The organism is Bacillus cereus group sp. BfR-BA-01408, assembly GCF_022663305.1.
Taxonomy (GTDB): Bacteria; Bacillota; Bacilli; order Bacillales; family Bacillaceae_G; genus Bacillus_A; species Bacillus_A pacificus.
On sequence record NZ_JAKUFF010000036.1, the window covers coordinates 1 to 16,664 of the forward strand.

The following is a 16,664-nucleotide window of genomic DNA, read 5'->3' on the forward strand; positions in this document are numbered from 1 at the left end:
TTCTATCTTAGAATCTGTATATGATACAGCAGATCGCGTCATTGGTGAAAAGCGAAATGGAAAAGATTCATTTACATTTGAACGTGATCAAAATGGACAAGTTACGAAAGTCAAAGACCATGTCAATGGCGTAGAACGTACAAAAACATACGACAAGGCAGACCGTGTCACAAGCGCAACAGATAGCCGAGGCGGAAAAGTTGACTGGGCATATCACGATAAAGCAAACAGTAAGACAGAAAAACTAAAAGAACAAACAATTACGCAAGGTGGATACACAAATAAAGTATCGTATGACTACAACATGTTAGATCAAAACATTCGTGTGACAGACGGTTCTCAAACGTATCGATTTGACTATGATGATCAAGGAAATGTTCGCACGTATACAACCGGAAATGGTTCAGGTTCTACCTTTAACTATGACCATGCGAATAAAATTAAAGATTTAGTAGTAGGTACGTCAAATAGTATTCTTCTTTCTGAACGATATGAATATGATCAAGCGGGCAACCGTACGAAAATTAAACATGAAGGTGCGGGCGGAAAAGTAACAGAAATAAACTTTGTATACGACCCGATTAACCAACTATTAAATGAAGAATTACCAAACGGAACAACTAAATCATACACATATGATGGATTTGGAAATCGTACGAGTGTGAAAGTTGTAGAGAATGGAAAAGAAACAAAGTCTATAGCGGCAACATTTAATGACGGAAATCAGCTTGTGAAATTCGGAAACGAATCGTTAACGTATGATGCGAATGGAAATCGTACGTCTGATGGAAAGTACAAGTATACATGGAATGAAAATGACCAAATTGTAGCGATTACAAAACAAGGTGAAAGCAATGCATTCGCAACGTATAAATATGATGAAAATAATCGTCGTATTGAAAAGAATGTCAATGGTCAAGTAACACGTTACTTCTATGATGGAGATAGTATCAATCCATTGTATGAAACAGATGGAAGTGGAACTGTACTTCGTCAATATGTATACGCAACAAGTGGCGCGCGTCTAGCGATGAAATCAAAAGGACAAACGTTATACTACCACTATAACCCTCGTGGTGATGTCATTGCGATGACAGATCAAAATAAAGAAGTTGTAGCAACGTATGAATATGATTCTTGGGGTAATGTATTAAAGAGTGATACAAAAGGTATCGCAGCAGATAATCCGTTTGGGTATGCGGGATACATGTATGATAAAGAAATAGGCATCTATTATTTAATGGCGAGATACTATCATCCAGATCACGGTGTGTTCTTATCGGTGGATCCTGATCCGGGTGATAGTGATGATCCGGTTACAATGAATGGGTATACGTATGCGGATAATAACCCGGTAATGAACATTGACCCAGATGGGCATTGGGCAATGGCTGCAGGCATATATTTCGTACCAGGTTTGGGACAAGCGGCATTATTAGCAACTATAGCGGTTGGTGGTGCATATGCGGCTTGGCGTATTGGTGCAAAAATCAGAGTCATGCAGGCCCGTAGTAAACCATCTGGACCAGACCCGAAGGCAAAGGGAAGTCCACATACAAGATATAAAACTAAAAATGGAAAAGTGACTGAATACGCAACTTATGGACAAGGAGGAGTGTTGAGGAAACAATTTCGTGGAGAAGGAAAACCGCATGGTGATGTTCCTCGACCAAATGTTAAAACTAAAAATCAATACAATAGAAACCCTATAACTAAGAAGAAGTATCCGAAAGAAAAAGTGAGAAAACCATTTAAAAAGGAATATCCAAGAGGGTATTAAAATGAATATAGTTATTGAAGAATACTTGTATTCATAACAGGAAGGAGGGATGGGCATGAAATATTATAACGGTGGATTTATGATAATTTCATATGAAAAAGAGCTTATTTATCAAACTTGCATAATTGAGGGGCTGTCCTCGACTATTTTAACAATAAGTAATAGCGTACGGCCAACATTCCCTGATTATTGGTTTTTCCCTTGGGCCAATACAAATGAAAATGAATCGATTACTAAACTAATAAAATCAAGATTAAGGATCAGTAAAGAGGAGCATGAACAGGCGCGATGTTTTTTAGATACATTGATAGAGGAAAAAAGGTTCTCCTGGCCCAATGTTTTTAGGGATTTAGAGGATGCTAGATTTTTTAAGAAAAACTATTTAAAGGGTATAGAGGATTTAGAAATTGTTAGTTTAAATCTTTCAGAAGAGTATCGGGCGGATTTTTTATTGAATGAGCGAGAAGAGAATGATTTTGATTGTTCTATATATCATTTTATGGAAGATGCATTGCCATTCTGTATCAATAACGCTGAAATGTTAGGTTTTGATATATGTGGCTATAGTAACAATAATTTTTATTCGTTTATTCATAATAATTTACAGACGGATTTTAGAAAGTATGGTAAGAATTTAAATGAATTATCACTTATCGCTAATTATGAGGATGCACAATATGTTATTCATTTAATCGATAATCAACAGATAGAGGCGGAAGAGATATTGTGGTATCCGTGGTTAATGTTGAAGTGTTCATAATTTATAAAATGGAAAAGAAACAAAGTCTATAGCGGCAACGTTTAATGAAGGAAATTAACTTGTAAAATTCGGAAACGAATCGTTACTATATGATGTGAATGGAAATCGTACATCGGATGGAAAGTACAAGTATACGTGGAACGAAGATGACCCAATTACCATGAATGGGTATACGTATGCAGACAATAATCCGGTGATGATGACAGATCCGGATGGGCATTTAGCATGGATGGTATTAAACACAGGATTCGCAGCTTATGATGGGTATCAAGCGTATAAAAAGAGTGGTTGGAAAGCAGCTGCAGTAGCTGTTGGTGTCGGATTAGTTGGTGGAGCAGCTTATAAAGGTGCGAAATTAGCATATAACACATTTAAATATGGTACAAAGCTTAAGTTTACTAATGTTACGACTAGGAAATCCAAGCCTAATTTTCAGGCAAATATAAGTCTGCGCCAATTACACAATAGATTGGACAAAGCGGGATGGAATCAAGAAACATTTTACCAAAAAGGTTTACAAATCGAAGTAGCGTTGCTAATTAGTGAAAAAGATATTTATAGGGATCAGATGATTGATACAACGATGATATGGCAGCCTCTTTCTGATTTTCTTATTGAAATGGAGGAGTACCATAAAGAAATTTTTCGTGATGGAGGAAAAAGGTATAGGAAAGCTTTAGTTGAAAACTATGCTGGTCTGCAATAAAGGAATGACAATGCAAATATTGAAAGTAATAATATTTTATACATGTCGTTCTAGGATTATAAAATTAATTCATTGATAATATTCTTTTTAATGATGAGTGGAATATAAAGTTTTATAGATTCAGTGCATCTCGAAAATTAAACAGGTAATTTTTGAGATGCACTTTTTATTTTAAATAATCTATTACTTCTAAGGCAGAGAGTATCACCCTGTTATATGGGATAGATGGAAATGGGACTGCTCTTCGTCAATATATACATTTAATAAATGGTATACGTTGAGCGATGAAATCAAGAAGACAAACAGTATACTACAACTTCTTCATGGTAATGTCGTCGCGATGACAGATCAAAATAAAGAAGTTGTAGCAACGTATGAGTACGATTCGTGGGGTAACGTATTAAAGAGTGACGCAAAAGGTATCGCAGTAGATAATCCATTTGGATATGCAGGATACATGTATGATAAAGAAATTGGTATGTATTACTTGATTGCGAGATACTATAATCCGGAGCATGGTGTGTTTTTATCGGTGGATCCTGATCCGGGTGATGAAGATGATCCTGTGACGCAGAATGGGTATACGTATGGTGATAATAATCCAGTGATGATGGTGGATCCAGATGGGCATTGGGTGTGATTTGCAGTAAATGCTGGTTTTGCAGCTTATGATGGCTATAAAGCTTATAAATCAGGAAAGGGTTGGAAAGGGGTAGCTAAAGCTGCAGCTATAGGCGCAATTGGCGGAGGAAAATTAAAACTAACAAAAACAATTACAAAACCGGTTTATTTTACAAAGTTATTAGGAAAAAATGCAAGAGCGCATAAATCAAGAATTAATACGGATTTGCCAGGTGGAAAAGCTGTTGCAAAAAGTATTTTTAGACATTATACAAAAGGGCAAAAGGTGATAAATCATAGAAAAGGAAATTCAGTTAGAAGACATACTAAAGACAATCGAATTCAAATTAGAATGGTAAAACGTAAAGATGGCACGTGGAAAGTTAATTTAGATATTAAAAGAAAAAGGATATACGAAGATATTCATTTTTAAGTATATAATACTGAAATTTTAATTAGGAGTGAAGAAGATTGATAGGAATGCCACATTATATAGTTCCGGTGCAAGTTCATCCAAAAGCTATAGATGCTTTAATGAAAGAAGCGGAGATCAAGATATTAAGTTTAACACCTATAATGCAAAAAGATGATAATACTATAATCAGTTCAGAAATAGCCATTCAACTAAAAGATAATTTATATTTAAATGTTTCTGTTGCTAGGTCAGAGATGAAATTTGAAGATGAAGTAGAGCACCTTCAGGTAATAGTGGAAAGAAATGTTCCCAATATAACTGATGGAAATCCTAAAAATATACTAGTTTTCGAAAAGTTTTTGAGAATAAGGGGAAATGTTCAGTGTGAACTATTAGTGGAAGAAGAAAAATATACAGATTTATCTTCAAAGAAAGTACTCTATACTTCCGAATGTGGAACAGGTATATTATTAAAAAATGATGAGGAAACTGTCTTAATAACTTGTAATGAATTTTGTACAATTTTAGTAACAAAAGATCAAGAAATAATTAATGATATATTAAATAAGCGTTATAATTTTGCTAGATTAAAAGGATGAAATGAAAAATAAGGGAATGTAAATAAATCTGTACTATTTGTAAAGGACATATATTTAACAAAGGAATCCAGTTTGTCAAGTTTGGAAATAAATCGTTAATGTTTCGGGATGCATTTTTTATTTTAAATAATTCATTTTTTCATTAGCATTATAAAATAAAGAAAAAATTAGAAATAGTGATGGAAGATTAAAAAGCACGATCTTATTTTTCAATAAGGTCGTGCTTCCTTTTAATTCTCCTGCTCACGCGTAAGAGTAAACGTATCTTTCAACTCACTATCGTTTATTTTAATATTTGCTTTTTTTAATTCCTTTTGCAATAGTTTTTTGCCGAATATAGGGTCAGAGATACGTTCTTCTTCTAAGTTTTTGCGAATAGAGTCTTTCACTTCATCATAAGGCTTTAAAGCTTTTTTATCAGTTAATTTAATAATATGATAACCGTTTGGTGATGCAACGGGATTGCTAATTTGTCCGACCTTTAGTTTATAGGCAGCAGTTTCAAATTCAGGTGCCATTCTACCTGAATTGAAGTATCCAAGGTCTCCGCCTTTCTCTTTTGATAGTAGGTCTTGCGATTCTTGTTTTGCTAGTTCTTCAAATGAAGCACCAGCATCTAATTTTTTCTTTATTTCTTTCGCTTCATTTTCGTCACTTACTAAAATATGGCTTGCTTTAATTTCAGGTTTATAGTGGTCTTTCACGTCTTTTTCTGTAATACTTTTCTTAATCGCTTCATTCATAGCAAGTTTGAACTTAATTTGATTTTTGAAATCAGCTTCATCTTTTAAACCATTGTTTTTCAATACGTTTTTAAATTGGTCTCCGTATTGATTTTTCGCTTTTTGTAATTCTTTATCTACATCATCGTCAGATACTTTATATTTTTTCGTGATAACGTCTTGCGCCATCATTTCGTACAGCATGTCTTTTCCGTAACGATCTTTCAACTGTTTTTCGAAGTCGCTCTTCGTAATGGTTGAGTCTGTTGCTGTAGCGACTGTATCTGAGTCGTTTTTTTGTCCACAAGCAGATAGCATTAATATACTTAGTAGTGCAGTAATAATGAAAATGTGTTTCCCTCTCATGCTAACACCTCATCCGAATATGTTATCGCTATTGTAGAATATAGAAGTGAACATGAAGTGAATTTTTAATGTTTTTTCCCTGTAAACTGTAAAAAAAGTACACCAACAATATTGTCGGTGTACGATGGAATCAAAGGTGATCAGTCTTTTTAGAATAGGCACGCTTACCTTGTTCTATATTCTTTTGTTCTTGCTCATTTTTTTGCGCGCGTTTTGCATTATTATCGCGTGCTTTTTTGTCGTTATCACTCGTATGTGGCATATGTATCAACTCCATTTCTAAACGTTGTACGTTTATCATTTCCTTTTTCGTAAAGACTATGTATAGCAGTGTACTCATGAATAATGAAGGTGGATTGGAAATGGATTTGAAGTTGAATTATACCGAACTTATAAAGAAGTTAATCGTTGTAATCGTCGCAGGTTTGTTAAATGCGATTGGAATGAATTTATTTTTAACGCCAGCGAAAGTGTATGCAAGTGGCTTTGCTGGATTGTCTCAATTGCTATCACAAATATTAGGTGATTTTTTATCTATTCACATATCAACCGGGGTATTATTTAGCTTGTTTAACATTCCAGTCGTTATTTTAGCCTGGAAAAAGGTTGGAAAGGCCTTTACTTTCTTTAGTTTTCTTTGCGTTATCTTTATGACTATGTTTTTAGAAATTATCCCAGTTAGAGCAGTTTCAAACGACATCATATTAAATGCGATTTTTGGTGGGCTTATTTCAGCAATCGGGGTAGGGATTGCGTTGAAGTGGGGGGCTTCTACAGGTGGTTTAGATATAATCGCCATGATTTTATCAAAGATTAAAGACAAGCCTGTCGGTACGTATTTTTTCTTCTTTAATGCACTGATCATTATCGCTGCCGGCTATGTGTATGGATGGGAAAAAGCATTATATACTTTAGTGACTTTGTATGTGTCAACGCGAATCATCGATGCAATTCATACGCGTCATGTGAAGATTACGGCGTTAATCGTTACGAAGAATGGGGCGGATGTACGAAAGGCGATTCACTCACGCTTAGTGAGGGGGATTACAACTATACCAGCAACTGGTGCTTATACGAATGAAAATAAGGAAATGTTAATGATTGTTATTACTCGTTACGAACTGTACGAATTAGAGAGGGTTATTAAACAAGTGGACCCAGGTGCATTTACAAACGTACTGCAAACGGTTGGGGTGTTCGGATTGTTTCGAAAAGATTAAAGAGGACCAAAGCTGGTCCTCTTTTTTAATGTGCATTCGTAATGTTTTGCAACTGCTCTTGCATTTCACGTAGCTGAACTTTTTCAGCTGTTGAAGAGTTTGCGTATGCAGAGTGCAAAGCGTTTTTGGCTCTATATACGAGATCTTGTTGCTCGGCACCGCTTGAACAAGATACGGCATTTGCAACAGCATCTCTAGCTTGTTGAAATAGTAAGTTCCCCATTTAGACCCCTCCAAAAGAAGAGTTACTTCTCGCTTTTTCTGCCTCAGCTAATGTACCTCGGTACGGGAATCTTGCATCATGCTTCATAACAGCATCGGCTCCTTGTTGGATAAAACGTTTTGATTTATTCTTTTTACCCATTCGAAAAACCCCCTTTATTTAGCTGAAAACAATCGACGCGCTAACTTTTGCGTCTAATGATAGTATGAGCGTTTGGCGAGAAACTATAAGCAGGGAATTTTTAGATTACAACCCAAGAACCTCTTCTAAATATAGTGCAATGCCATCTTCTTCGTTCGTTAGCGTCGTATGGTTTGCGAGCGATTTTAATTCAGGGATGGCATTTCCCATTGCGATGCCGTGACCAGCAAATTCAATCATTTCAAAGTCGTTATCTTCATCACCGAAAGCGATAATTCGCTCTTGTGGAATGTTGTAATGACTAGAAATTTTTTGTAGTCCAACGGCTTTATTTAATCCGCTTTTTACAATTTCAATAATCGGCCAAGGTGCGCCCCATTTTCTATGGTCAATTACTTCAGCATGCATATCAGTTAAATGTTGACGAATTGCACTGGAATGCTCGTCATGTGCGTCAATTAATAAGCAAGTTGGATGATCGTTTAAAATATTTAATAAGTCTCCTGTAAAAATGTTTGGAGAACCGAATTCAAAAATATGTTTTTTATCTTCATCAATTTCACGAACATACACATCATCCATTACTTCAGCGTATATATTTTTTACGCCAAAATCAAAGCAAGCTCGGACAATTTCTTGCGCTGTTGCTAGCTCAAGAGGAGAGTGATGTGTGCCCCACTTTGAATCAAGAGGGTGATGTACGTAAGCGCCATTAAAGTTTACGATTGGTGTATTTAAACCAAGTTCTTTATAGTAATCATAACTAGCGCGGAATGGACGTCCTGTTGAAATAACGACAATATGTCCTTGTTCCTTTGCTTTTGCAATTGTATGTTTCGTTCGAGTGGAAATTATTTTGTTGTCTGTTAATAAAGTGCCGTCTAAGTCTAGTGCGATTAAATGCTGTTTGTTCATAATTTCACCTCTTATAATAATTTATTTTTGTTTCTATCTGTATTTCCGTTTTAATATGCAGAAATAAGAGGTTAAGCTGGGTGAGACCACCAAAGATGGAAACTTCACTATATATCCATCTTACGTCGCAAAGTGTTACGGTGTCTACTATTTCTCGCTGGAAATTAAGAAAAGTCAACATCTTTTTAGAAAGTTCAAACAATGTTTCTTTCATTATGGACAAATTGTGAAAAGGGTTACATTGTTCGTAGGATGAGGCTTATAATGAACATGTAATCTTCTCGTATATGTTTGACTCTCCTTTGAAACTGGCCTATAGTAGGTTGGTTTCTTTTTTTTCTACAAATCGGAAAGAAATCCCTGCTTTAAGCTTGTGTCATTCATGTATATGTACAAGAATGAAATGTAGTACTTGTTTCCTAAACATGACAGACAAGCTTTCTTTTAAAATGGATATACTAATGAGGCAAAGACGTCATGGAAGGAGAATGGAAATGGGACAAAATCGTAGGTTTCGTTCTGGACAAAAAGCGCCGAATGATGGCATTTACGTAGAAATTGGTGAAACGGGAAGTATGGTGAAAGATCCGCAAATGGTAAAACTAACTGCTGGTGAAAAGTTTCCAGATAACACAAATCATAACCGCCAGTGGACATATAAAAGAAAACCGTAACAGAAGCCGCAATTATTATTGCGGCTTTTTTGTCGTCATCCATTTTAATTTCATTTACCGTATATTTTTCAGTCGTATCATGCATGCTCCCTTTTTCTTTTTCTAATAATAAGTTTGAAAATACATAATCAAAATTATTGTATAAAAAAGTCAGTTGGCGTATAATCAAATCAAAGGTCAAAGAAAGTCAAACATTTGGAGGACTGTAAAGATGGACTTAAATCAAATGACAACAAAAACACAAGAGGCGATTATGAGTGCTCAATCTTTAGCGGTATCTCATCATCATCAAGAAGTAGATACTGTTCATCTCTTGTTTACATTATTAGAAGAGCAAGATGGGCTAGCAGTACGTATTTTTCAAAAAATGAATGTCGATATAGAAGCGTTAAAACAAGGTGCTGAAGGTTTAATTAAGAAAAAGCCCTCTGTAACGGGAAGCGGTGCAGAAGCAGGTAAATTATATATAACAGGTGCTTTGCAACAACTGCTTGTAAGAGCAGGAAAAGAAGCAGAAAAATTGCAAGATGATTACATTTCAGTTGAACATGTATTACTTGCTTTTACTGAAGAAAAAGGCGATATAAACCAATTATTTACAAGATTTCATATTACGAAAGATAACTTATTACAGTCTTTAATGACAGTTCGGGGGAATCAAAGAGTGACTAGTCAAAATCCAGAAGCAACTTATGAAGCGTTAGAAAAATATGGTCGTGATTTAGTGGCGGAAGTAAGAGCGGGGAAAATTGACCCTGTTATCGGCCGCGATAGTGAAATTCGCCGCGTAATCCGCATTCTTTCACGTAAAACGAAAAACAACCCAGTTTTAATTGGTGAACCAGGTGTTGGTAAAACAGCAATCGTTGAAGGGTTAGCACAGCGTATTGTGAAAAAGGATGTACCTGAAGGATTAAAAGATAGAACAATCTTTGCATTAGATATGAGTGCGCTTGTAGCTGGAGCGAAATTCCGCGGTGAGTTTGAGGAGCGTCTCCAAGCTGTATTAAATGAAATTAAAAAGAGTGAAGGTCGTATTTTACTATTCATTGATGAACTTCACACAATCGTCGGCGCTGGTAAAACAGAAGGCGCAATGGATGCAGGAAATATGTTAAAACCGATGCTTGCGCGTGGTGAACTGCATTGTATCGGGGCGACGACGTTAGATGAATATCGTAAATATATTGAGAAAGATCCAGCGCTAGAAAGACGTTTCCAACAAGTATTAGCAGAAGAACCAACTGTTGAAGATACAATTTCCATTTTACGTGGTTTAAAAGAGCGCTTTGAAATTTATCATGGTGTAAATATTCATGACCGCGCGATTGTAGCAGCATCAGTTTTATCAGATCGATATATTTCGGACCGTTTCTTACCAGATAAAGCAATTGATCTTGTCGATGAAGCGTGTGCAACAATTCGTACAGAAATCGATTCTATGCCGACAGAATTAGATGAAGTAACGCGCCGCATTATGCAGCTAGAAATTGAAGAAGCGGCTCTTGGAAAAGAAAAGGACTTTGGTAGCCAAGAACGTCTAAAAACGTTGCAACGTGAATTATCGGATTTAAAAGAAGTTGCAAGTGGTATGAGAGCCAAATGGGAGAAAGAAAAAGAAGATATTCACAAAGTTCGTGACTTACGTGAACATTTAGAGCGTCTGCGCCGTGAATTAGAAGAAGCAGAAGGGAATTACGATCTAAATAAAGCAGCGGAACTTCGCCACGGAAAAATTCCTGCAATTGAAAAAGAGTTAAAAGAAGCAGAAGAAATGGGCGCGCATAATAAACAAGAAAATCGTTTATTACGTGAGGAAGTAAGTGAAGAAGAAATTGCTGATATTGTTTCACGTTGGACTGGTATTCCTGTTGCAAAACTTGTTGAAGGTGAACGCGAGAAATTACTACGTTTAGAGCAAATTTTATCAGAGCGTGTCATCGGACAAGAGGAAGCGGTAAGCTTAGTATCAGACGCAGTTCTTCGTGCGCGCGCTGGTATTAAAGACCCGAACCGTCCAATTGGTTCCTTCATTTTCTTAGGACCTACTGGTGTTGGTAAAACAGAACTTGCAAAAACGTTAGCGCAGTCATTATTCGATAGTGAAGAACAAATGATTCGTATTGATATGTCTGAGTATATGGAGAAACACGCTGTGTCACGCTTAATTGGTGCGCCTCCTGGATATGTTGGATATGAAGAGGGCGGTCAATTAACAGAAGCGGTAAGACGTAAACCGTATTCCGTTATTTTATTAGACGAAATCGAAAAAGCACATCCAGAAGTATTCAACATTTTATTACAAATGTTAGATGACGGTCGCATTACAGATTCGCAAGGACGTACAGTAGACTTTAAAAACACGGTTATTATTATGACTTCAAATATTGGATCTGCTCATTTATTAGATGGATTAGAAGATGATGGCTCCATTAAAGAGGAATCAAGAGAGCTTGTTATGGGACAATTAAGAGGACATTTCCGACCAGAGTTTTTAAACCGTGTCGACGAAATTATTTTATTCAAACCTCTTACAACGAATGAAATTAAAGGTATTGTTGATAAAATTGTAAAAGAATTACAAGGTCGTTTAGCTGACCGTCACATTACGGTAGAATTAACAGACGCAGCGAAAGAGTTTGTTGTCGAAGCTGGCTTCGATCCGATGTACGGAGCCCGTCCATTAAAAAGATATGTACAGCGTCAAGTTGAGACGAAATTAGCGAGAGAATTAATTGCAAGTACGATTACTGACAATAGTCATGTAGTGGTTGATGTAGAAAATAACGAGTTAGTTGTTCATGTGAAGTAAAATAAAAAAGAGTTCGGATAAAATCCGGACTCTTTTTTTAGTGTTGTTCTACTGGCTCGTTTGGAATTGCAGCTGAAATTGCTAGTACGAATACCGCAAGAACAACTGAGAAAATAGACGCTTGGTTAAAATCGTATGTACCGCCAGTCATAGAGCCGATTACGTAGCTCATCATATGTACAAGCAAGAACGACCAAATTAATGCCCAAATGAAACGCATATTTTACACCTCTATTCGTTCAATCTGTCCTTATTGTAACACAATTGAAAAAAGAATATAGAAAAATATTTGTAGATTTTTCAACGCAAATTTGCATTCCGTTCATACATTATAAAAGAGTACTTTTATACGTTTAGAAAATAAGGCGGGGGAAAAATGAGTATTACGGAACGTTTTTTTTACTTAGAAAAAGAACCATGCGTTATTTATTTACCAGAGAAGCCAAATGGATTTTCTGTCATGCTTCTTGGTGATTACAACTACTTTATTGAGAATGGTACAAGTTTATGGACACAGCATACAGGTAGATCTTATTTTTTACATGGCCTTATTGAGGAAGGCTATACGGTCTTTTCTTCTAATTTATACGGAAGACATTGGGGAAACGACCAATCTGTTCGTCTAGCGAAACGTCTATATGACGTTGTGTTGAGAAAAGAGACATTAAATGCAAAAATGCACATTATGGCAGATGGTATGGGGGCACTTGTTGCGCTTGAAATGATGAACAAATACCCTGAATGTATACGTTCTGTCATTATGTTAAATCCGTGTTTAGATTTACCAGAATATGTGGAGTTTGAGAAAGAGCATAAATTTTTTTACAAGAGACTCTTGAAGGAATTAAGTTTGGCGTATGATGCTAAAGAAGAAGAATTAGAAGCGAAAATAAATAAGAAATCATTTACGCTTCTTCCGTCTTGTGTACCTGTTAAAATTTTTGTATCAACACAAGAAAAAAGAGGAAGAAAACAGCTGCTACGTAAATACGAGAAAATGAGGCAATTGAACCAATGCGATACTTCTGTCTTATTCCATCTGCAAGATGTGAAATATAAAATGGTTAGGCAAACGACTGATTTCTTTAAAAAATATGAAGAAGAATTGTGAAGCTCCCATATACATAAATGAGGAGCTATTTGTTTCAAGGGGAAAGGGCTGGTGGTATGGAACGCGTGCTAATTATAGGTGCACTTACGTTTGTAGGTTATCACCTTGTGAATAAAATGATTGCAGAAGAAGTAGAAGTATATGGTCTTGATTTTGATGAATTTGATAGTATGACAAAAATTAATGAAGAGAAGTTATTGTTAATTGGGCGAAATGCGTTATTTACGTATTATTCGATAAGAGATGAAGACGGATGGAGATCCGTAGAGGAAGAGAAATTTGATGCCGTTTACTTTTGTCTGTATGAACCAAATCAACAAAGGGGCTTTCGAAATGAAAGAGTTATATTACAGTATTTAAAGCGAATGATAAGACTGTGTGAAGAACATAAAGTGAAGTTAAATCTAATTTCTTCTATTGAAGTAGGAAACGCAGATGAGTCCGAAAATAAACGTTTATTTTCGAAAGTGGAAGAAGGATTGAAAAAAGGAGAGGTACAATATAGTGTATTTCGAGTTCCTACATTATATGGTCCATGGCAACCATCTTTTATGATGTATCATCAGCTCATGTTATCAGAACTGGGTGAGAAAGAGTGCCATTATGTGAGTGAGGAAAACGGAAGTGATCTACTGTACGTTGAAGATGTATGTGAATACTTATGGGAAAATGGAATGAACGAGGAGCATCTCGGTATATATAATTTACTTAGTGGCAAAAAATCATTATGGAAAAAAGGTATGAGCCTTTTACGTGCAGAGGATAAAGTGAATAAAGAGAATGCGGAAGAAAGAGATGGAGCGGCCGAGGATATTTCAATAAAAAGAAATACCCCGTTAGAATACGGTTTAAATAAACAATTGGCACATATGAAAAAATATAAAGAGTTATACGAAGGATAGAGAGCATGTTACACTATGTATGTGAAAGTTTTAATGGAGAGGAAGAACGTAATATGAATGAGAAAAGCATGCAATTTTTACAAATCGCAATGAAGCATTTACCAGAAGCTAAGGCCATTTTAGATGATAATGGAATTGCGCTTGATATGGAGAAAGCTCAACCAGTATTAGAGTTATTGATGAAAGTTATGAACGAAGCATATGAGCTTGGGAAAGCAGATAAAGAATAAAAGCATTTTTTTAGAAGGAAGAGAGGCCCGAACCGTAAGTAGAAGCGGTTCGGGCCTTTTTATATTTCGAAAGAACAGAGAAAGGTATGTTTCCGTTTCTTTTCATGAACAATAAGGTGAATAATGCGTTAGCTTTATGTTTTAGCTGAAATATATTCTAGACAAAAATACATTTATGTTTTAAAATTAGTACCAAGTCATAATAATTGATATAAAACGGAGGGCTGCGATGTGAACGTGGGCATTTTAGGGATCGGAAGATATGTGCCGGAAAAAGTAGTCACAAATCACGATTTAGAGAAAATAATGGATACATCCGATGAATGGATTCGTACGAGAACAGGGATTGCGGAAAGACGCATTGCCGATGATACAATAGATACTTCATATATGGCCGTAGAGGCTTCTAAAAAAGCACTTGAAGATGCAGGGATTAGCGGAGAGGATATCGATCTTATTTTAGTAGCAACAGTAACGCCAGATCGTGCTTTTCCAGCAGTAGCTTGTGTTATTCAAGAAGCGATTGGCGCAAAACATGCAGCTGCAATGGATTTAAGTGCAGCGTGTGCTGGTTTTATGTACGGAATGATTACAGCGCAGCAATTTATTCAAACGGGAACTTATAAAAATATACTAGTAGTTGGTAGTGATAAACTATCTAAAATTGTAGACTGGAACGATCGAAATACAGCAGTACTATTTGGAGACGGAGCTGGTGCGATCGTAATGGGAGCTGTTTCAGAAGGTAAAGGTGTTCTATCTTTCGAATTAGGAGCGGACGGAAGTGGCGGTAAGCATCTTTATCAAGACGAGTATGTTATGATGAATGGCAGAGAAGTCTTTAAATTTGCCGTTCGTCAACTTGGGGATTCTTGTCTTCGCGTTTTAGATAAAGCTGGTCTTACGAAAGAAGATGTGGATTTCTTAGTACCGCATCAAGCGAACATTCGTATTATGGAATCTGCAAGAGAGAGATTAAATTTACCACAAGAAAAAATGAGTATGACAATTGAGAAGTTCGGTAATACATCAGCTTCTTCCATTCCGATTGCGATGGTAGAGGAATTGCAAAACGGACGTATTCAAGATGGTGATTTAATTATACTTGTTGGTTTTGGCGGCGGATTAACATGGGGAGCAGTCGCTCTTCGTTGGGGTAAATAAGGACTGAGAGAAAAAAAGGAGTGTATTTTGTATGGAAAAAAAGAGGGTCGTAATTACAGGATTAGGAGCTGTTACACCGGTCGGTACAGATGTTGAAACAGCGTGGGAAAACATTAAAAAAGGTGTATCTGGAATCGGACGACTTACAAGAATTGATCCGGAACTATTTCCAGCAAAAGTAGCAGCAGAAATTAACGACTTTGAAGTCGAGAAATATATTGATAAAAAAGAAGCGCGTCGTATGGATCGCTTTACACAATATGCAGTAGCGGCAGCGAAAATGGCAGTTGCAGATGCAAAGCTTGAGATTACAGAAGAAAACGGACCTCGAATTGGTGTATGGATTGGTTCTGGTATTGGCGGTATGGAAACATACGAAGAACAATTTAAGATTTTTACTGAGAAAGGTCCGCGCCGCGTGAGCCCATTCTTCGTACCGATGATGATTCCAGATATGGCAGCAGGCCAAGTATCAATCGCAACAGGAGCAAAAGGAATTAACACTTGTTCTGTAACGGCTTGTGCATCTGGTGCAAACTCAATTGGTGATGCGTTTAAAGCGATTCAGCGAGGTGATGCTGATGCAATGATTACAGGCGGAGCAGAGGCGCCGTTAACAAGTATGGCATTCGCAGGATTTAGCTCAGCGAAAGCATTAACATTCAATGAAGATCCAGCAACAGCTTGCCGTCCATTCGATAAAAACCGTAGCGGTTTCGTAATGGGTGAAGGTTCAGGTATTTTAATTCTTGAAGAATTAGAGCACGCATTAGCTCGTGGTGCTCACATTTATGCGGAAATCGCTGGTTACGGTGCAACTGGTGATGCATTCCATATTACAATGCCGGCTCCTGGCGGTGAAGGCGGCGTGCGCGCAATGCGTCAAGCTTTAGCAGATGCAGGTCTACAGCCAGAAGATATTGATTACATTAATGCGCATGGTACAAGTACGGATGCGAATGAAAAGTATGAAACGATGGCAATTAAAGAAACGTTCGGTGAGCATGCGTATAAAGTAGCGATCAGCTCAACGAAATCAATGACAGGTCACTTATTAGGGGCAGCTGGTGCTGTTGAAGCGATTTTCTCTATTAAATCAATTACAGATGGAGTAATTCCTCCAACAATTAACTATGAGACACCAGATCCAGAATGTGACTTAGATTACGTACCGAATCAAGCGAGACATCAAGAAGTAAACGCAGTGTTAAGTAATTCATTAGGATTCGGTGGTCATAACGCAGTATTAGTATTTAAAGCGTATAAATAATAGATGAAATAAGGAGTTTTTTCGTAACATATT

At 36.6% G+C, this 16,664-nt stretch carries 18 protein-coding genes and 2 pseudogenes; 14 read left to right on the top strand and 6 right to left on the bottom strand.

All coding sequences use genetic code 11. The annotated features are described in order from the left end of the window. The 6 genes and pseudogenes from MR083_RS15615 to MR083_RS15635 form a co-directional block, all read left to right on the top strand. A partial coding sequence (locus tag MR083_RS15615) for an RHS repeat-associated core domain-containing protein (protein ID WP_242269558.1) occupies nt 1-1,780 on the top strand: 1,780 nt, incomplete at its 5' end. Nucleotides 1,781-1,835: 55 nt separating this feature from the next. Further along, the gene (locus MR083_RS15620) at nt 1,836-2,540 is read left to right on the top strand and encodes a hypothetical protein (RefSeq protein ID WP_000878669.1); all 705 of its coding nucleotides are present in this window, start codon (nt 1,836-1,838) and stop codon (nt 2,538-2,540) included. A 7-nt stretch (nt 2,541-2,547) separates the two neighbouring features. After that, a pseudogene (locus MR083_RS28170) lies at nt 2,548-2,697 on the top strand (RHS repeat-associated core domain-containing protein); the annotation flags it as partial. Then, nucleotides 2,695-3,246 carry an RHS repeat-associated core domain-containing protein gene (locus tag MR083_RS15625; protein ID WP_313954466.1) on the top strand — a complete coding sequence of 184 codons (552 nt, stop codon included), beginning with the start codon at nt 2,695-2,697 and terminating at the stop codon, nt 3,244-3,246. The pseudogene MR083_RS28170 and the gene MR083_RS15625, both read left to right, overlap by 3 nt. A gap of 197 nt (nt 3,247-3,443) precedes the next feature. After that, nucleotides 3,444-4,300, top strand: a pseudogene (locus MR083_RS27830) (RHS repeat-associated core domain-containing protein); the annotation flags it as partial. Nucleotides 4,301-4,347: 47 nt separating this feature from the next. After that, nucleotides 4,348-4,881: a hypothetical protein gene (locus tag MR083_RS15635; RefSeq protein ID WP_011040108.1), complete on the top strand. Its 534-nt coding sequence runs from the start codon at nt 4,348-4,350 to the stop codon at nt 4,879-4,881. Between the two features lie 230 nt (nt 4,882-5,111). Here the strand turns inward: MR083_RS15635 and prsA are convergent, their stop codons facing one another. Further along, nucleotides 5,112-5,969, bottom strand: coding sequence for a peptidylprolyl isomerase PrsA (gene prsA, locus MR083_RS15640; protein WP_001214226.1), 858 nt, complete (start codon nt 5,967-5,969; stop codon nt 5,112-5,114). 130 nt (nt 5,970-6,099) lie between these two features. Further along, a complete protein-coding gene (locus tag MR083_RS15645; protein WP_001120845.1) occupies nt 6,100-6,231 on the bottom strand; it encodes a DUF3941 domain-containing protein in 132 nt (43 codons plus the stop codon). Nucleotides 6,232-6,331: 100 nt separating this feature from the next. Here MR083_RS15645 and MR083_RS15650 point away from each other — a divergent pair, with 100 nt between their 5' ends. After that, a complete protein-coding gene (locus tag MR083_RS15650) occupies nt 6,332-7,189 on the top strand; it encodes a YitT family protein (RefSeq protein WP_000364453.1) in 858 nt (285 codons plus the stop codon). A 25-nt stretch (nt 7,190-7,214) separates the two neighbouring features. Here MR083_RS15650 and MR083_RS15655 read toward each other — a convergent pair whose 3' ends face one another. The 3 genes from MR083_RS15655 to MR083_RS15665 all read right to left on the bottom strand — a co-directional run bounded on the left by MR083_RS15655 (nt 7,215) and on the right by MR083_RS15665 (nt 8,468). After that, nucleotides 7,215-7,412, bottom strand: a complete 198-nt coding sequence (locus MR083_RS15655; RefSeq protein WP_000527392.1) for a DUF3813 domain-containing protein — start codon at nt 7,410-7,412, stop codon at nt 7,215-7,217. Then, entirely contained in the window at nt 7,413-7,553 is a 141-nt protein-coding gene (locus MR083_RS15660; RefSeq protein WP_000516816.1) for a hypothetical protein, read from the bottom strand. Nucleotides 7,554-7,658: 105 nt separating this feature from the next. Next, nucleotides 7,659-8,468 carry a Cof-type HAD-IIB family hydrolase gene (locus MR083_RS15665; RefSeq protein ID WP_001041235.1) on the bottom strand — a complete coding sequence of 270 codons (810 nt, stop codon included), beginning with the start codon at nt 8,466-8,468 and terminating at the stop codon, nt 7,659-7,661. A 494-nt stretch (nt 8,469-8,962) separates the two neighbouring features. On the opposite strand from MR083_RS15665, the gene MR083_RS15670 reads away from it, so the two are divergent. Both MR083_RS15670 and clpB read left to right on the top strand, forming a co-directional pair. Continuing rightward, on the top strand, nt 8,963-9,142 hold the full coding sequence (locus MR083_RS15670; RefSeq protein ID WP_000531421.1) for a YjzC family protein: 180 nt from the start codon (nt 8,963-8,965) through the stop codon (nt 9,140-9,142). 211 nt (nt 9,143-9,353) lie between these two features. Beyond that, nucleotides 9,354-11,954, top strand: a complete 2,601-nt coding sequence (clpB, locus tag MR083_RS15675; RefSeq protein ID WP_000365369.1) for an ATP-dependent chaperone ClpB — start codon at nt 9,354-9,356, stop codon at nt 11,952-11,954. 37 nt (nt 11,955-11,991) lie between these two features. Here the strand turns inward: clpB and MR083_RS15680 are convergent, their stop codons facing one another. Then, entirely contained in the window at nt 11,992-12,174 is a 183-nt protein-coding gene (locus MR083_RS15680) for a YjzD family protein (protein ID WP_001211115.1), read from the bottom strand. 156 nt (nt 12,175-12,330) lie between these two features. On the opposite strand from MR083_RS15680, the gene MR083_RS15685 reads away from it, so the two are divergent. From MR083_RS15685 to fabF, 5 genes are all read left to right on the top strand, one after another. Further along, the gene (locus MR083_RS15685; RefSeq protein ID WP_000028715.1) at nt 12,331-13,065 is read left to right on the top strand and encodes a lipase family protein; all 735 of its coding nucleotides are present in this window, start codon (nt 12,331-12,333) and stop codon (nt 13,063-13,065) included. Nucleotides 13,066-13,094: 29 nt separating this feature from the next. Beyond that, on the top strand, nt 13,095-13,967 hold the full coding sequence (locus MR083_RS15690) for an NAD-dependent epimerase/dehydratase family protein (RefSeq protein WP_242269559.1): 873 nt from the start codon (nt 13,095-13,097) through the stop codon (nt 13,965-13,967). Nucleotides 13,968-14,020: 53 nt separating this feature from the next. Then, on the top strand, nt 14,021-14,197 hold the full coding sequence (locus MR083_RS15695) for a ComZ family protein (RefSeq protein WP_001986215.1): 177 nt from the start codon (nt 14,021-14,023) through the stop codon (nt 14,195-14,197). A 231-nt stretch (nt 14,198-14,428) separates the two neighbouring features. Beyond that, a complete protein-coding gene (fabH, locus tag MR083_RS15700; RefSeq protein WP_001100536.1) occupies nt 14,429-15,361 on the top strand; it encodes a beta-ketoacyl-ACP synthase III in 933 nt (310 codons plus the stop codon). A gap of 31 nt (nt 15,362-15,392) precedes the next feature. Next, nucleotides 15,393-16,631, top strand: coding sequence for a beta-ketoacyl-ACP synthase II (gene fabF, locus MR083_RS15705; protein ID WP_000412655.1), 1,239 nt, complete (start codon nt 15,393-15,395; stop codon nt 16,629-16,631). Nucleotides 16,632-16,664 lie beyond the last annotated feature (33 nt).

Bases quoted from the DNA above. Each gene is read 5' to 3' on its own strand.
- MR083_RS15620 (WP_000878669.1), top strand. From the start codon at position 1,836: ATGAAATATTATAACGGTGGATTTATGATAATTTCATATGAAAAAGAG.
- MR083_RS15635 (WP_011040108.1), top strand. From the start codon at position 4,348: ATGCCACATTATATAGTTCCGGTGCAAGTTCATCCAAAAGCTATAGAT.
- prsA (WP_001214226.1), bottom strand. From the start codon at position 5,969: ATGAGAGGGAAACACATTTTCATTATTACTGCACTACTAAGTATATTA.
- MR083_RS15645 (WP_001120845.1), bottom strand. From the start codon at position 6,231: ATGCCACATACGAGTGATAACGACAAAAAAGCACGCGATAATAATGCA.
- MR083_RS15650 (WP_000364453.1), top strand. From the start codon at position 6,332: ATGGATTTGAAGTTGAATTATACCGAACTTATAAAGAAGTTAATCGTT.
- MR083_RS15655 (WP_000527392.1), bottom strand. From the start codon at position 7,412: ATGGGGAACTTACTATTTCAACAAGCTAGAGATGCTGTTGCAAATGCC.
- MR083_RS15660 (WP_000516816.1), bottom strand. From the start codon at position 7,553: ATGGGTAAAAAGAATAAATCAAAACGTTTTATCCAACAAGGAGCCGAT.
- MR083_RS15665 (WP_001041235.1), bottom strand. From the start codon at position 8,468: ATGAACAAACAGCATTTAATCGCACTAGACTTAGACGGCACTTTATTA.
- MR083_RS15670 (WP_000531421.1), top strand. From the start codon at position 8,963: ATGGGACAAAATCGTAGGTTTCGTTCTGGACAAAAAGCGCCGAATGAT.
- clpB (WP_000365369.1), top strand. From the start codon at position 9,354: ATGGACTTAAATCAAATGACAACAAAAACACAAGAGGCGATTATGAGT.
- MR083_RS15680 (WP_001211115.1), bottom strand. From the start codon at position 12,174: ATGCGTTTCATTTGGGCATTAATTTGGTCGTTCTTGCTTGTACATATG.
- MR083_RS15685 (WP_000028715.1), top strand. From the start codon at position 12,331: ATGAGTATTACGGAACGTTTTTTTTACTTAGAAAAAGAACCATGCGTT.
- MR083_RS15695 (WP_001986215.1), top strand. From the start codon at position 14,021: ATGAATGAGAAAAGCATGCAATTTTTACAAATCGCAATGAAGCATTTA.
- fabF (WP_000412655.1), top strand. From the start codon at position 15,393: ATGGAAAAAAAGAGGGTCGTAATTACAGGATTAGGAGCTGTTACACCG.